The sequence below is a fragment of the Pseudomonas tritici genome (genome assembly GCF_014268275.3).
Taxonomy (GTDB): Bacteria; Pseudomonadota; Gammaproteobacteria; order Pseudomonadales; family Pseudomonadaceae; genus Aquipseudomonas; species Aquipseudomonas tritici.
Window position 1 is genome coordinate 3,636,912 of the sequence record NZ_CP077084.1, and the last position, 13,576, is coordinate 3,650,487.

The following is a 13,576-nucleotide window of genomic DNA, read 5'->3' on the forward strand; positions in this document are numbered from 1 at the left end:
TTTATACCGGTAAGCCTGGTGGCTGTGATCTCGGTCATGAACACGCGGACCCAGGCGGTGGATCAGTTTATCGATGGCAGCACCCGGGAGATCCGTCAGATTGATGGCAATATCCGCCAGTTCTTCGACGGCACCCTGCAGAACGTCGATCAAATGGCCACCGATCCTGTATACACATCAGTTAACACGCTGAAAAACTACCAGCCCGCCGACGCGGCCAGCCAGCCCATGCCGGCCGAGGCGCAAGCCGTCATCGACCGATTCGCGCGCTTTGGCGCCACGCACCCAGCGGCGGCGATCCTGTCCATCGGCCTGGAAGATGGCACCTATGCCAAATGGCCGGATGACCCGCAACTGTCCAAGTACGACCCGCGCACGCGCCCCTGGTACAAAGCGGCCATGGCCAGCCCCGGCAAGACCGTCCGTACGCCCGCCTACTATTACGACAAAGACGATGTGGCATTGGTCGGCACCGCGCGGGCGCTGTTGGATAACGGCAAAGCCAAGGGCGTGTTTGTAGTCAGCGTCTCATTGAAAAACCTCACCGAGCTGGTCAAGAGCATCAAGCTGGGTGAAAGCGGCTACGTGATGCTGATCGAAGACGGCGTGGTGCTGGTTGACCCGCGCGACGCCGCCCACAGTTTCAAACCGCTCAAAGACCTGGGCGCCGCCTATGCGCAACTCGCCAACACACCGCAAGGCTCCACCGAAGTGGTCATCGACGGCGTGCGCTACATGGCCAACGTGTGGACCTCCTCCAGCCTTGGCTGGCGCTACATCGGGTTGATCGAGAAGCGTGAAGTCATGGCTGAAGCCACGCGCATGACCTACCTCACCGCGATCATCGTCGGCGTGCTGGTACTGATCTTCGGATTGATTGCCGCAGCGTTTTCCAAGGTCATCGTCAAGCCCATCGGCCAGGTCAGCACGGGCTTGCAGTCCATCGCCGAGGGTGAAGGTGACTTGCGCCACGAACTGCAGGTGCAGGGCAAGGATGAAACCGCCGAACTGGCCGGTTGGTTCAACAAGTTTCTCGCGGCGATTCGCCAACTGATCCAGCATATCGGCGCCGCTTCCGCCAATCTGCAGAACGCCTCCAAGGTCAACAGCGAAGTCGCGCACAACATGAACGAAGCTGCGGGCCGGCAACGTGAGGCGGTTGAATTGGTGTCCACCGCGTTCAACGAAATGGTCGCCACCGCCAACGAAGTCGCGCGCTCATGCAGCGGCGCAGCGGAGTCCGCCGAAAACGGGCACCGTCGCGTGGCAGAGGGCAAGCAGCAGATCGAGGTCACGACCGATAACGTCAACCGCTTGGGCCGCCGTCTCACCGAGTCGTCCCAAGCCATGGTTGAACTGGAGGCCGGCAGCCGCAGCATCAACCAGATCCTCGGCACCATTCGCGCGATTGCCGAACAAACCAACCTCTTGGCGCTCAACGCTGCCATCGAAGCCGCCCGCGCCGGTGATCAAGGCCGAGGTTTTGCCGTGGTGGCCGATGAAGTGCGCGCACTGGCCAAGCGCACGTCAGACTCCACCGGCGAAATCGAGCAACTGCTCGGCACCCTGGAAAACAAGACCCAGGAGGTCACGCAAAAGATGGGCAGTTGCCTGGACCTGTCGCGGGCCAGCGTGTCGTCCATCGAAAGCGCACGGGACAGCTTCGAAGGCATTCAACTGTCAGTGAACGAAATCCGCGACCAGAACCTGCAGATCTCCGCCGCCGCCGAGGAACAACACAGCGTGGCCGAAGAGATCAACCGGCATATCCAGCAGATCTACGACGAGGCCCGACTGGTAGAAAGCCTGGCCAACTCGGCGCAGGACGATTCGGGGCGGTTGTCCAACCTTTCGGATGAGTTGAATGGGTTGGTGGGACGGTTCAAGTCGTAGGATCCGTGGGCCTCGGTTGTACCTGCGAACGCAGCTTTCAGCGGTGACCAAGATAACCGGTGGGAGCTGCTGTTTTAGTTGGATTTCGGTCTTGGCTACGGGCTTGATTTCAGCGGCGATAAAGCTCAAATGTGGGAGCTGCTGTGGTGGTTGGATTTCACCTATACCGGCGAACGCCAGTAGAACTACGCTTGCTGTGAAACCATCCAGCTCAGAAAGGCCTGGAGTCGGGCTGAGAATTTTTCGCCGGCGGCACTCGGGTTTCGGGCTTCAAACAGGAAGAACGCCACCTGAATCATCATTGTCGGATGCCCCTGGACGAACAGCGCAACGTGCTCTTCGAGTGTCTGCGGCCACGTAGCCGCATCCCGCGAACGGAATACATGGGTCGCCCTGATCAGCTTGCGTGACGCCTCACGCTGCCAGCGAAGCCGTTCCAGCTCGGAGTCGGCGCCTGCGATGCGCGTGAGGTAGGCGGTCAATGCCGTTTCGAAGTCACCGTTCATGGCCAAGGCAATGTCCACCGAAGGCCGAAACCGCTCAATGTGCAGCGCAAGGTCCTCACCCCACACGCATCGGCAATGGTGCTTGAGCCAGAAGCCCCAGCTGTTCCGGTTTTCCGCCGCCACTACTTCCCCACGGCTGCCAATATCGAAATCCACCTTGGTGACTTGAGAATGCCGCCGCTCCAGGTCGCACCGGATCACTTCCAACCCCGCCAGAACCTGTGAAGTCGGCGACTCGCGCAGCACCAGCGTGAGATCAAGATCGGAAACACCCGGGATGGCATCACCGCGCGCCACACTGCCATAGAGGTAGATACCCTCCACTCCCAGTGCTTTCTGCGACAGAGCGGTGCAGGCCTCCTCCAGCAATGGCTGAAACTCACTCTGCACGGACGTTTCGGGGACAGTAAGGATGAAACCTTCCGCGTCGACCCCTTTAAAATGCGCTGCACTCACGAGCGATGCACCTCAATCACCAACCCCTCCTCCTCACTTGGCACACAGAAGTGGCGTGTGATCAGGTCAAACTCGGCATCCGTCGCCGCAAAATCGTGCTCACCGTGCGCATTACGCGCATGCAGTCGGGCGCGGCAGGTGTCGTCGTCCAGTTCCAGATAGTGCAAGCAGTGTGGCACCCCGGCGGCCTGCGCCAGTCCCAGCAGCCACTGGCGGTTAGCCAAGGTGTTGGCCGGAAAATCCAGCACCACGTTGACGCCCGACTCCAGCAAACCTACCACCAGCGGCCCCAACACCCCGCGGATGCGTTGGGCGCAGCGCAGGTAATCCGCCACCGACAAAATTTCACCGGGGTACAACTGAGCGAGCCACTGATCCTCGCTTAACCGCATCGCCGCGTGTTCAGCGCTGAGGGTGCTGGCGAGCGTTGACTTGCCCGACGCTATCTTGCCGCATAGCAGATGCAGAGTTGGCATGAGTAAAGGTTTCCTTTTTTAAACTGAACGTCGCTTGAAATGCTCATAAAACGCCCAAGCTGCCACATTCTTGTCCTTGGACTCCAACATGATGTCGAAGCGATCGAAAAACTGCAGCGCATAGTCGTTGGTCCAGCGGTTCCACATTTGTGCGCTGTGGGCATACAGGTCGCGCTTGGAAACCACCTTCAACAGCGCGTCCATTTCCAGCTTGTGCTCGGCGTCGAAACCGAGCTCCTGCAAGACTTCCTGGGGCTGGGAGTAATGCAGGGTAGGCCGCACGCCACGCCAGCTTTCAATCACGCGGGTGACCCTCTCTGAGTGGGGGTCGATGTACTCGTTTTCATTGATCCAGCAATGGTGGATATCCAGCACCACCGGCGCCAGGTCGGCGACTTGCAGGCAATGATCGAGGCCGTAGGTTTTTTCGTCGTTCTCGAAGGTGATGCAGTTGCGCGCCACTTCCGACAGCCGCGCCCACACCGCACGGGTGCCTTCCACGCCCAGGCGACCGGCGATATGCACGTTGCACTTGAGGTCCTGGAAGCGCCGGCCGTAGCCCATCATGCGGATCATGTCGGCGTGGTATTCAAATTCGGCCAGGCTGTTTTCCACCACGCCGGGGTTTTCCGAACCGAGTACACAGTACTGGCCTGGGTGGAACGACAAGCGGATATCCGAAGCACGCGCCAGTTCGCCGATGGTGGCGAAGCCTTCCACGCATTGACGCTCGATGGCCGGATCCTTGTAAACCGCAGCGACCTTCGGGTGGCTGTAGAACGGCAGCAGATCGCTGCTCAAGCGCAGCATGCGCAAGGTCGGCGGCAGTTCGGCGACATAGGCCAGCAAGCGCAATTGGGCGGCCAGGTTGTGGGTCACCACTTCAACCAGCTTGTCGCGGGCCACGTTAGGCGCTACCCCGTCCATCCAGCGCAGGGTGGTGGTACGCGGGTTGAACGGGCCTTCGATCAGCTTGAGGGCGCTGGCCGACAGCAGGCGTTCGGGATGCTTGTACTGGCATGCGAAGCCGATGCGAGGATGGGGCATGGAAAGGCCTGATGGTAAGCAAGTGTGGGGATTATAGGTGCTTAGGTGGGTAACCCTGCCAGGGGTTCAGTCAGGAAATTAAGTTGAATCCTGGTTTTTGACCGGGGTCATTTATAAAGACGACCACACACTGGAGGTGCTTATGAACCTTGCAATGACCCTCTTCAGCCTGTTTGCCGGCTGGATCGCGATTGTGATTTCGATGATGTGGGGCGTGTTGCGGGTACTGCGCTGGCACCATGCTTAGCACGCCGGACAAACACTACTTCATAGTCAATGGCCAACTGTGGCGCTGCACTGACCCGACGTTGGACGAAGACACCCGTCAGCGCCTGGTGCACGAGCTGATGGACGCTCGCCGTGCGGTCAAAGCGGCCAAGGCGCACGACGACCCGCAAGCGCTGAAGCTGGCCCGTCAGCACGTGCAGCGCGCCAAAGTCGCACTGGGCGAACGCGGTCCGGTGTGGTGGAGCGACGGCAGTCCGGACTTCAATCGCCATCAGGTCGTCAACACACCCTATGCCGAGTGGTACGAAAAACATCTCGACACCAATCCCCAGTGAACTTTCTGATAAACGAAAAGCTCCTCTCCTATGCGAAGTCACCGCGCCCTGACTCCAGGAGCGCTGAACGATAAGGAGCCGCTACCCCCATGACTACCCTCCCCGCCTACTACGCGACAAGACCTGGCCCGCTGCACTCAATAATGCTCGCCGGCAGCGTGCCGCTGTTTCTGGGTGCACTGCTCAGCGATATTGCCTACGGCCAGACCTACCAGATTCAGTGGGCCAACTTCGCGTCCTGGCTGATTGCCAGCGCGTTGGTGTTCAGTGGATTTGCGCTGTTGTTTTCGCTGGTCAATCTATTGCGCGCCGAGCGTAAATCCGGGCGACCCGCAGTGTATTTCCTGGTGTTGTTAGCCGCCTGGGTATTGGGCCTGGTCAATGCCTTTCAGCATGCCAAGGATGCATACGCCATGATGCCCACGGGCTTGGTGCTGTCGGCGATTGTCACGCTGCTGGCATTCGTCGCAACGTGGATCGGCCTGACTAACCTGCGCTCGGGAGCTGCCCAATGAAAACGTCCAGCACGCTGACCCTATTAAGCGCTGCGCTGTTGCTGACCGCATGCGGTGGCGAAGGCGACAAGACCCAGGCCCGCGGCCCGGACCCCAAGTTGCCGGAACAGCAAAGCAGCCTGCTACCCAGCATGAAGATTGCCGAGCCCGTGCCGTGGGGCGAGCAGAAACCCAAGGTGCCGGACGGCTACAGCATCTCCGCTATCGCCACTGACCTGGCCATTCCACGCCAGACCCTGGTGCTGCCCAACGGCGACATCCTGGTCGCCGAAGGCCGTGGCGGCAGCGCGGCCAAGCTCAAGCCCAAGGATGTGATCGCCAGCCTGATCAAGGCCGAAGGCAACACCAAGGTCAAGGGCGGCAACCGCCTGACCCTGCTGCGCGACGCCGACGGTGACGGCACCTACGAACTCAAGACCGTGTTCGCCGATAACCTGAACGCGCCCTACGGCTTGGCCTTCGCCGACGGCAAGCTGTATGTGGCCAACCAGGATGCGCTGGTGCGCTTCGACTACACCGACGGCCAGACCAAAGCCAGCGGCGCGCCCATCAAAGTCACCGACCTGCCGGCGCAGATCAACCACCACTGGACCAAATCCCTGGCCGTGAGTGCTGACGGTCGCCAGCTCTACGTGGGTATCGGCTCCAACAGCAACGTTACCGAACGCGGCATGGAAGTGGAGATCGACCGCGCGATGGTCTGGCAGATCGATGCCGCAACCGGCGCGCACAAACCTTACGCGACAGGCCTGCGCAACCCGACGGCGCTGACTATTCAGCCGGACACCGGCCAACTGTGGACGGTGGTTAACGAACGCGACGAACTCGGCCCGGACCTGGTCCCGGACTACCTCACCTCAGTGCGTGAAGGCGCGTTCTACGGCTGGCCCTACAGCTACTGGGGCCAGAACGTCGACCCACGCGCACAGCCACAGAACCCGGCCAAAGTGGCCGCCGCGATCAAGCCGGATTACAGCCTCGGCTCCCATGTGGCGGCACTGGGCGTGGACTTTTCCATCGCGCAAATGGGTGAGAAGTTTGCCGACGGCGTATTTGTTGGCGAACACGGCAGTTGGAACCGTGACAACCCGGTGGGCTACAAGGTGATCTTCGTGCCCTTCAGCAACGGCAAGCCCTCTGGCGAACCCATCGACTTTGCCACCGGTTTCCGCGGTGACGACGGCAAAACCCGCGGCCGGCCGGTGGGTGTGACGGTGGACCCGAAAGGCGCGCTGATCATTGCCGATGATTTGGCCAATACCGTGTGGCGAGTAACACGCAACCCCTAGCCGTACACGACAGGGGCGGACAGCGCCCCTGTCATCCTTAATCCTGCAACTGCGCCTCGAGCCAGGCGAGCAGCGCCGCCACTCCATCCCGCCTCCCAGCCGCTTGATGCCGATAAACCGAAATAGCGTCGGGCAAGTGCACGCTCTCGGCGCACGGCCTCACCAGCGCGCCACTTTCAATCAAGCGGCTCGCGGTGCGACGCCAGCCCATGGCAATCCCGTACCCCTCAACAGCGGCCTGCAACATCAGTGGGTAGCTGTCGAACGTGGCACTTCGCGCGTCCCCGGCCAGCCTATGGCCAAACACCTGCAGCCACTCCTCCCACTCCATCAGATGCGGCGGCGGTGCGCTGTGGTGCAAGAACGTATGACGCTGCAATGCATTTAGTGACAGCGGTTGCTCTACGGCCAGGTAGAGCGGACTGCACACCGGAAAGACTTCGTCCGAGGCTGTAAATATCAGCGGATGAGCCCCGCTGGCGCGCCGCGTGCTTTGCAGCGCAACGTCAAAGGGGTCGTTGAATTCAATCAAGGGTCGGGTGGTAGTCACCACCTGGATTTCGATCTGCGGGTATTGCTGGTGAAACGTCGATAAGCGCGGCATCAGCCAGTAAAACGCTTCACACAACTGGCAGAGCAGCACCACACGATTGCTGGGGTGCGCCGCGCGCAGGCGGGCGGCGCCGTCACCGATGCTGCGCAGCGCCTCGCTGATCACCCGCCCCAGCTCGCGGCCCTCTGGCGTGAGGAACACGGCACGATTGCGCCGCTGAAACAGCTTGATCCCGAGGTTATCCTCGAGCCCACGGATCTGCCGGCTGATCGCGGCCTGGGTGATGTGCAGCTCATCGGCTGCCTTGGAGAAACTCTCCAGGCGTGCCGCCGCTTCGAAGGGCAGCAAGCTGGCAAGGGGCGGTAAGGTTTTGCCGAGCGCATTCATAATCTTGGGTTATGCATCCAGGGCCGAGAACTCGTTTGTAGCACGGCCGCGCGGCTGGGCACCATGTGTATCCATTACTTGATGGATAACTCGGATGAATTCTGCACCTGCTTCAATACTGGTCGGACTGTTCCTAGCGGTGATTGCAACCCTCGGCTGGGCGCTGAACTTCATCACCCCCTACGTGACCGGCGCCTACAGCCTCTACGACCTGATGCTCGTGCGATTCCTGTTCGTCGGCGGGCTGGGCGTCGGTTGGATACTCCTGAGTCGCGCTCATTTGCACCTGATCACGCCTGGCCAGCGATTGCTGGCAGGCGGGCTGGGCGCGTTGGGTTGCCTGGGTTATGGCGTGTGCATCGCCGCCGGCGTGCACTTTGCCGGGCCGGTGCTCACGCCGGCGGTCGTCGGGACGGTGCCGGTGCTGCTCGCGTTGCTGGGCAATGCGCGGCACAAGACCGTCGAATGGCGTCGACTGATCACCCCCTTGTCGTGCCTGATGACAGGGCTGGCACTGTCGAACGTCGGCAGCCTTCATCAACCGTCGTTGAGTGCCGGTTCGTGGTTGTCGGGGTTGTTTTGGTCGCTGGGTGCCGTGGCCTTATGGCTACTGTTCAGCGTGCTCAACCAACAGCACCTGATGCAGTTACCGGCTCAGGCGACCGGGCTTTGGACCGCGCTGATGCTGGCCGGGGCCGGCATCGCTGCGCTGTGCCTGTGGCCGTTCATGCAGGCCCTGGGGTTGCTGAGGCTGCCAGTCCTCGGCGCTGGGCTTGAACAGGCGGCGCCGTTGTATGCCTGGGGCTTGGTGATTGCCGTGATGTCCACCGTGGTCGGCGCCTGGGCCTGGAACGCCGCAACACGTCGCTTACCCATGGTCCTGAGCGGCCAGTTGATCGCCCTTGAATCACTGTTCGCCACCCTGCTCGGCCTGGGGTTCGCAGGCCGGGGCCCGACGCTCATGGAAGCTGCAGGCCTGGCGGCGGTGCTGATCGGCGTGGTGATGGCGGTGCGCATCATCCTGATAGCCAAGCGAGACACCGCCTTGCCCGTGCCAATTACAGGTCAGTGATTTCCTTGTGACGCGGCACCAGTGTCTTCATCACGCTCCAGGCCACCAGGTAGGCCAGTGCGCAAATGGCGAACATGATCATGTAGCCGGTGTGGATGTCGTTGATGGACTTGTAGTAATCGAACACCCAGCCGCCGATCTTGGTCATCACCACGCCGCCCAGGCCGCCGGCCATGCCGCCGATGCCGACCACCGAGGCTACGGTCTTCTGCGGGAACATATCAGACACGGTGGTGAAGATGTTGCACGACCACGCCTGGTGCGCCGACGCGCCCACGCCGATCAGTAATACCGGGACCCAGAAGCTGATGTAACCCAACGGCTGCGCCAGCAGTACCACGAGCGGGAACAGCGCAATCACCAGCATGGCTTTCATGCGGCCGTCATACGGCGCATCGCCGCGCGCCATGAAGTAGCTGGGGAACCAGCCGCCGCCGATACTGCCAACCATGGTCATGCTGTACAGCACCGCCAGCGGCAGCACGATGTCGGGGCCTTTCATACCATATTGCGCCGACAGATAGGTGGGCAGCCAGAACAGGAAGAACCACCACACGCCGTCAGTCATGAACTTGCCGAAAGCAAAGGCCCAGGTCTGGCGGTAAGTGAGCAACTTGAACCACGAGACTTTTTTCGCCACTGCGCCAGCGGGTTCAGGCGTGAAGGGCTGCACGGTCTGGTCGCTGCGGATGTAGGCCAGCTCTTCGGGCGACAGACGCTTTTGCTCGTCCGGCTTCTTATAGAGTGCGATCCACACCGCCACCCACACGAAACCCAACCCACCGATCACAATAAACGCCGCTTCCCAGCCCCATAAACCGGCAATCAACGGCACGCAGATAGGCGCCAGGATGGCACCGACGTTGGCCCCGGAATTGAAGATACCGGTGGCCAGCGAGCGTTCTTTCTTGGGGAAGTATTCGGCAGTCGCCTTGATCGCAATTGGGAAGTTGCCCGCCTCGCCAATCGCCAACACTGCACGGGACAGCATGAACCCTGCAATCGACACAGGAATCACTGCCAGCCCAATCGCGCCGCTGATCGCTGCGATGCCCTCGCCCATCGGCACCGAGAACGCATGCATGATGGCACCCGTGGACCAGATGCCAATCGCCACCACGTAGGCTGCCTTGGTGCCGATCTTGTCGACAAAGCGCCCGGCGAACAGCATGGAGATCGCGTAGACAAACTGGAAAACTGCAGCAATGTTGGCGTAGTCGGTGTTGCTCCAGCCAAATTGCGTCGACAACTGCGGCGCCAAGAGACTGAGCACCTGGCGGTCGAGGTAGTTGACGGTGGTCGCGAAGAACAGCATCGCGCAGATGGTCCAGCGATAGTTGCCTACAGCTTGGCCAACGCGATGGGCGTTGATGGGCTCGTTCAAGTTCATGGCATCACTTTTTATTTTTGTTAGGTAGGACATATGTAACGTCATATGTCGTCGTACAACTGCGACTTTTATATCGGGACACCTACACGGTGTCAATCTGAAAGATTGCCCTTTATCGAGGTATTGCGCGGCTATGTGAAAGGTCAGGCAAAAGCAGTTGTAGGATGACAAATGCGAAACACCCGGCTTGGCGACTTGCCCGGCACATCGTCAAGAACGCCGAAAGGCTGCATACCGATCTTTTCCAGAACGCGGATCGAGGCTGCGTGGTCCGGTCGTACCAGGCCGAACACTTCGGGCACGCCCAGGGTTTCAAATGCCAGCGCCAGCGCATCGCGGCCAAGCTCGGTCGCGTAGCCCTGCCCCCAGGCTTCCACTGCAAACCGGTAACCCAGGTTGATGCGCTGTTCGGCCAAGTAGTGGAGTGGCGCGATCCCACCGAAGCCGATGATGTGTTCCGGCGCCTCATTTCGCGCAATCGCCCACCAGCCATACCCCTGAGCGGCCCACTGCCCCAGCCAACGATCCAGCAGGCGTTGCGCATCGCCGAGGGTGACCATGGGGCCGGCGGGATTAAACAGGTTGGTCTGCGGGTCGCCGAAGATCGCGAACAATCGCTGCACGTCTGCGGGCTGCGGTGGACGGTAGATGAGGCGGGAAAAAGTCGCGGGCATTCAGATCGCTCCGTTGTGAATCGACGAAGTTCAATGCATCTGCAAAAAAAAGCAAATAACGGTGAATTATTTCATGTCCGCTTGTATCTGAACTGACAGAGCGGTGCCATCGCTGCGATGGCACCTCCCCTGTTCTGCTTTAGAGTGCCCCGCATGAAATTACGTAAGAAAAGCGTCAAACCGATCGGATTGAAAGACATCACCATTGTCGACGACACCAAGGTGCGCAAGGCAATCACCGCCGCCGCACTGGGTAACGCCATGGAATGGTTCGACTTTGGCGTCTACGGATTTGTCGCCTATGTGCTCGGCAAGGTGTTCTTCCCCGACGCCTCGCCCAGCGTACAAATGATCGCTGCACTCGGCACCTTCTCCGTGCCCTTCCTGATCCGTCCCCTGGGCGGCCTGTTCTTTGGTGCACTGGGCGATAAGTACGGACGGCAAAAAGTGCTCGCCGCGACCATCGTGATCATGTCCCTGAGCACCTTTGCCATTGGCCTCATCCCCGGTTATGCCTCGATTGGCATCTGGGCGCCGATCCTGCTGTTGCTGTGCAAAATGGCCCAGGGCTTCTCGGTGGGCGGTGAATACACCGGCGCGTCGATCTTCGTCGCCGAGTACGCCCCGGACCGCAAGCGCGGCTTCCTGGGCAGTTGGCTGGACTTTGGTTCCATCGCTGGTTTCGTCCTGGGCGCAGGCGTAGTGGTACTGATTTCCAGCGTCCTGGGCGAAGCCGAATTCGAAGCATGGGGCTGGCGCCTGCCGTTCTTCCTCGCCTTGCCCCTGGGCATCATCGGCCTGTATCTGCGCCATGCACTGGAAGAAACACCAGCATTCCAACAGCACATGGACAAACTCGAGCAAGGCGACCGCGAAGGCCTGACCCACGGCCCCAAAGTCTCGTTCAAGGAAGTCGCGACCAAGCACTGGCGCAGCCTGCTGACCTGCATCGGTATAGTCGCGGCGACCAACGTGACGTACTACATGTTGCTCACCTACATGCCGAGCTACCTGTCACATAACCTGCACTACAAAGAAAACAGCGGCGTGCTGATCATCATCGCGATCATGGTCGGCATGCTGTTCGTGCAGCCGTTCATTGGCTTTATCAGCGACAAGATCGGCCGCAAGCCTTTCATCATCGCTGGCAGCATCGGTTTGCTGTTCCTGTCCATCCCGGCGTTTATGCTGATCACCAGCGGCAAGATCGGGTTGATCTTCGCCGGCTTGCTGATCCTGGCCGTGATCCTCAACTTCTTCATCGGCGTGATGGCCTCGACACTGCCCGCGATGTTCCCCACCCACCTGCGCTACAGCGCCTTGGCCGCTGCGTTCAACGTTTCAGTACTGATCGCCGGCCTCACGCCAACCGCCGTGGCCTGGCTGGTAGAAAGCACCAACGACCTGTTCATGCCCGCCTACTACCTGATGGTGTTTGCCGTAGTCGGCCTGATCACCGGCCTGACCATGAAGGAAACCGCCAACAAGCCATTGCGCGGCGCAGCGCCGGCCGCTTCGGACATGGAAGAAGCCAAGGAGTTGCTGCAGGAACATCACGACAATATCGAGCAGAAAATCGAAGACATCGATGCAGAAATTGCCGCTCTGGAAGCCAAGCGCCAGAACCTGGTGCAGCAGCATCCGCGGATCAATTAAAGCCTGAACGTGCGAGGTGGCCCCGGCCACCACGCCAATCGAGGGTCACCGCCTCAAATTCTTGCTCAGCGCCGATGAGCGCACCGTGATCGCCGACCTGGAATGGGTTCCGCTAATTTGACGCCCGATCAGCCACCCCGACCTTGCCACGCAGCGCTGCAATATCGCGCTTGGGCGGCACGCCGAACAAGCGGCCGTATTCGCGGCTGAACTGCGACGGGCTTTCATAGCCCACCTTGAACGCCGCGCTGGACACGTCATGGTGCTCGTTCAACATCAAGCGCCGCGCCTCGTTCAGGCGCAACCACTTCTGGTACTGCAGCGGGCTCATCGCCGTCAACTGGCGAAAGTGATGATGAAAGGTCGCTGCGCTCATTTGCACGCGCGCGGCCAGCTCTTCCACGCGCAGCGCCGCGTCGTAGTTGAGCTTGAGCCAGTCGATCGCCCGGGCGATGCGATAGCCCTGCCCGTCGACTGAACATATCTGCCGCAGGCGGCCAGCCTGGTCGCTTTTCAAGAGCCGGTAATGGATCTCGCGCTGGATCAACGGCGCCAGCACCGGAATGGCTTCGGGCTCATCCAGCAACGCGACGAGTCGTGCGAACGACGCGAGCATGCCTTCAGTGACGGTGCCAATCCCCACCCCTTTCAGCACTGCCCGTTCACGGGTCGGTGGCAGCTCGCTCTGGGCAATCAGCTCAGCCAGGATGCGCAGGTCCAGCTTGAACGTCAGCCCCAGGCACGGTTGCTCGGGGCTGGCGGCGATCACTTCGGAGTTGGCCGGGATGTCCAATGAGGTCACCAGAAACCGCGAGGTGTCATACGGATACCCCTCCCCGCCGACCCACAACTGCTTTTCACCCTGGGCCACCAGCACGATGCACGGCTCGACCATGCACACCACCGGTTGCGCGGGTTGCTCCCGTCGATAAAAGCCCAGGCCGGGAATCGGCATGGAGTAGTCGCCGGGCGCGTGCACCCGCGAACCGATGGCCTGGATCAGTACATCCAACGCTGTTTGATTGATCGTCATAACACGCTCGTTCCTCTCTTGACTGGACTTTACCCCGGCCAGCCCGTGGGCGTCCCCGGCAAACCG

13 protein-coding genes and 1 pseudogene are annotated in these 13,576 nt (G+C 60.7%); 7 read left to right on the forward strand and 7 right to left on the reverse strand.

Annotated elements, in window-relative coordinates:
* Window positions 1-36 precede the first annotated feature (36 nt).
* Together HU722_RS29295 and HU722_RS29300 are read left to right on the forward strand one after the other, a co-directional pair.
* A pseudogene (locus tag HU722_RS29295) lies at window positions 37-990 on the forward strand (cache domain-containing protein); the annotation flags it as partial.
* A 198-nt stretch (window positions 991-1,188) separates the two neighbouring features.
* The gene (locus HU722_RS29300) at window positions 1,189-1,893 is read left to right on the forward strand and encodes a methyl-accepting chemotaxis protein (RefSeq protein WP_437182539.1); all 705 of its coding nucleotides are present in this window, start codon (window positions 1,189-1,191) and stop codon (window positions 1,891-1,893) included.
* A 185-nt stretch (window positions 1,894-2,078) separates the two neighbouring features.
* Here the strand turns inward: HU722_RS29300 and HU722_RS16285 are convergent, their stop codons facing one another.
* From HU722_RS16285 to HU722_RS16295, 3 genes are read right to left on the reverse strand one after another with little or no spacing between them, the layout of a single operon-like run.
* On the reverse strand, window positions 2,079-2,855 hold the full coding sequence (locus tag HU722_RS16285) for a nucleotidyltransferase domain-containing protein (protein WP_065890900.1): 777 nt from the start codon (window positions 2,853-2,855) through the stop codon (window positions 2,079-2,081).
* Complete coding sequence (locus HU722_RS16290) at window positions 2,852-3,331, reverse strand: P-loop nucleotide/nucleoside kinase family protein (RefSeq protein ID WP_065872900.1); 480 nt, start codon at window positions 3,329-3,331, stop codon at window positions 2,852-2,854. Before HU722_RS16290 ends, HU722_RS16285 begins: the two co-directional genes overlap by 4 nt.
* An 18-nt stretch (window positions 3,332-3,349) precedes the next feature.
* Window positions 3,350-4,378: an apurinic/apyrimidinic endonuclease family protein gene (locus HU722_RS16295; RefSeq protein WP_065872899.1), complete on the reverse strand. Its 1,029-nt coding sequence runs from the start codon at window positions 4,376-4,378 to the stop codon at window positions 3,350-3,352.
* A gap of 239 nt (window positions 4,379-4,617) precedes the next feature.
* On the opposite strand from HU722_RS16295, the gene HU722_RS16300 reads away from it, so the two are divergent.
* The 3 genes from HU722_RS16300 (at window position 4,618) to HU722_RS16310 (ending at window position 6,745) form a co-directional block, all read left to right on the forward strand.
* Window positions 4,618-4,941 (forward strand): hypothetical protein, encoded by a 324-nt coding sequence (locus HU722_RS16300; RefSeq protein ID WP_065872898.1) that lies wholly within the window; start codon window positions 4,618-4,620, stop codon window positions 4,939-4,941.
* A gap of 89 nt (window positions 4,942-5,030) precedes the next feature.
* Window positions 5,031-5,456: a DUF2231 domain-containing protein gene (locus tag HU722_RS16305; protein ID WP_065872897.1), complete on the forward strand. Its 426-nt coding sequence runs from the start codon at window positions 5,031-5,033 to the stop codon at window positions 5,454-5,456.
* On the forward strand, window positions 5,453-6,745 hold the full coding sequence (locus tag HU722_RS16310) for a PQQ-dependent sugar dehydrogenase (protein ID WP_065880629.1): 1,293 nt from the start codon (window positions 5,453-5,455) through the stop codon (window positions 6,743-6,745). Before HU722_RS16305 ends, HU722_RS16310 begins: the two co-directional genes overlap by 4 nt.
* 37 nt (window positions 6,746-6,782) lie before the next feature.
* On the opposite strand, the gene HU722_RS16315 is transcribed toward HU722_RS16310, so the two are convergent.
* Window positions 6,783-7,685 carry a LysR substrate-binding domain-containing protein gene (locus HU722_RS16315; RefSeq protein ID WP_065880630.1) on the reverse strand — a complete coding sequence of 301 codons (903 nt, stop codon included), beginning with the start codon at window positions 7,683-7,685 and terminating at the stop codon, window positions 6,783-6,785.
* A 94-nt stretch (window positions 7,686-7,779) separates the two neighbouring features.
* Between HU722_RS16315 and HU722_RS16320 the strand changes: the two genes are divergently transcribed.
* Window positions 7,780-8,757, forward strand: a complete 978-nt coding sequence (locus tag HU722_RS16320) for a DMT family transporter (RefSeq protein WP_065872894.1) — start codon at window positions 7,780-7,782, stop codon at window positions 8,755-8,757.
* Here the strand turns inward: HU722_RS16320 and HU722_RS16325 are convergent.
* Together HU722_RS16325 and HU722_RS16330 are read right to left on the reverse strand one after the other, a co-directional pair.
* Window positions 8,744-10,147 (reverse strand): MFS transporter, encoded by a 1,404-nt coding sequence (locus HU722_RS16325; RefSeq protein ID WP_065872893.1) that lies wholly within the window; start codon window positions 10,145-10,147, stop codon window positions 8,744-8,746. The two genes, HU722_RS16320 and HU722_RS16325, sit on opposite strands and share 14 nt — an antisense overlap.
* Before the next feature lie 143 nt (window positions 10,148-10,290).
* Window positions 10,291-10,821 carry a GNAT family N-acetyltransferase gene (locus HU722_RS16330; RefSeq protein WP_065872892.1) on the reverse strand — a complete coding sequence of 177 codons (531 nt, stop codon included), beginning with the start codon at window positions 10,819-10,821 and terminating at the stop codon, window positions 10,291-10,293.
* Window positions 10,822-10,974: 153 nt separating this feature from the next.
* Here HU722_RS16330 and proP point away from each other — a divergent pair, with 153 nt between their 5' ends.
* On the forward strand, window positions 10,975-12,477 hold the full coding sequence (proP, locus tag HU722_RS16335) for a glycine betaine/L-proline transporter ProP (protein ID WP_065872891.1): 1,503 nt from the start codon (window positions 10,975-10,977) through the stop codon (window positions 12,475-12,477).
* A gap of 112 nt (window positions 12,478-12,589) precedes the next feature.
* On the opposite strand, the gene HU722_RS16340 is transcribed toward proP, so the two are convergent.
* A complete protein-coding gene (locus tag HU722_RS16340) occupies window positions 12,590-13,510 on the reverse strand; it encodes an AraC family transcriptional regulator (protein ID WP_065890899.1) in 921 nt (306 codons plus the stop codon).
* Window positions 13,511-13,576 lie beyond the last annotated feature (66 nt).

Excerpts from the sequence above, each read along its gene's own strand:
- HU722_RS29300 (WP_437182539.1), top strand. The coding sequence starts at position 1,189 with ATGGTCGCCACCGCCAACGAAGTCGCGCGCTCATGCAGCGGCGCAGCG.
- HU722_RS16290 (WP_065872900.1), bottom strand. The coding sequence starts at position 3,331 with ATGCCAACTCTGCATCTGCTATGCGGCAAGATAGCGTCGGGCAAGTCA.
- HU722_RS16295 (WP_065872899.1), bottom strand. The coding sequence starts at position 4,378 with ATGCCCCATCCTCGCATCGGCTTCGCATGCCAGTACAAGCATCCCGAA.
- HU722_RS16300 (WP_065872898.1), top strand. The coding sequence starts at position 4,618 with ATGCTTAGCACGCCGGACAAACACTACTTCATAGTCAATGGCCAACTG.
- HU722_RS16305 (WP_065872897.1), top strand. The coding sequence starts at position 5,031 with ATGACTACCCTCCCCGCCTACTACGCGACAAGACCTGGCCCGCTGCAC.
- HU722_RS16310 (WP_065880629.1), top strand. The coding sequence starts at position 5,453 with ATGAAAACGTCCAGCACGCTGACCCTATTAAGCGCTGCGCTGTTGCTG.
- HU722_RS16315 (WP_065880630.1), bottom strand. The coding sequence starts at position 7,685 with ATGAATGCGCTCGGCAAAACCTTACCGCCCCTTGCCAGCTTGCTGCCC.
- HU722_RS16320 (WP_065872894.1), top strand. The coding sequence starts at position 7,780 with ATGAATTCTGCACCTGCTTCAATACTGGTCGGACTGTTCCTAGCGGTG.
- HU722_RS16325 (WP_065872893.1), bottom strand. The coding sequence starts at position 10,147 with ATGAACTTGAACGAGCCCATCAACGCCCATCGCGTTGGCCAAGCTGTA.
- HU722_RS16330 (WP_065872892.1), bottom strand. The coding sequence starts at position 10,821 with ATGCCCGCGACTTTTTCCCGCCTCATCTACCGTCCACCGCAGCCCGCA.
- proP (WP_065872891.1), top strand. The coding sequence starts at position 10,975 with ATGAAATTACGTAAGAAAAGCGTCAAACCGATCGGATTGAAAGACATC.
- HU722_RS16340 (WP_065890899.1), bottom strand. The coding sequence starts at position 13,510 with ATGACGATCAATCAAACAGCGTTGGATGTACTGATCCAGGCCATCGGT.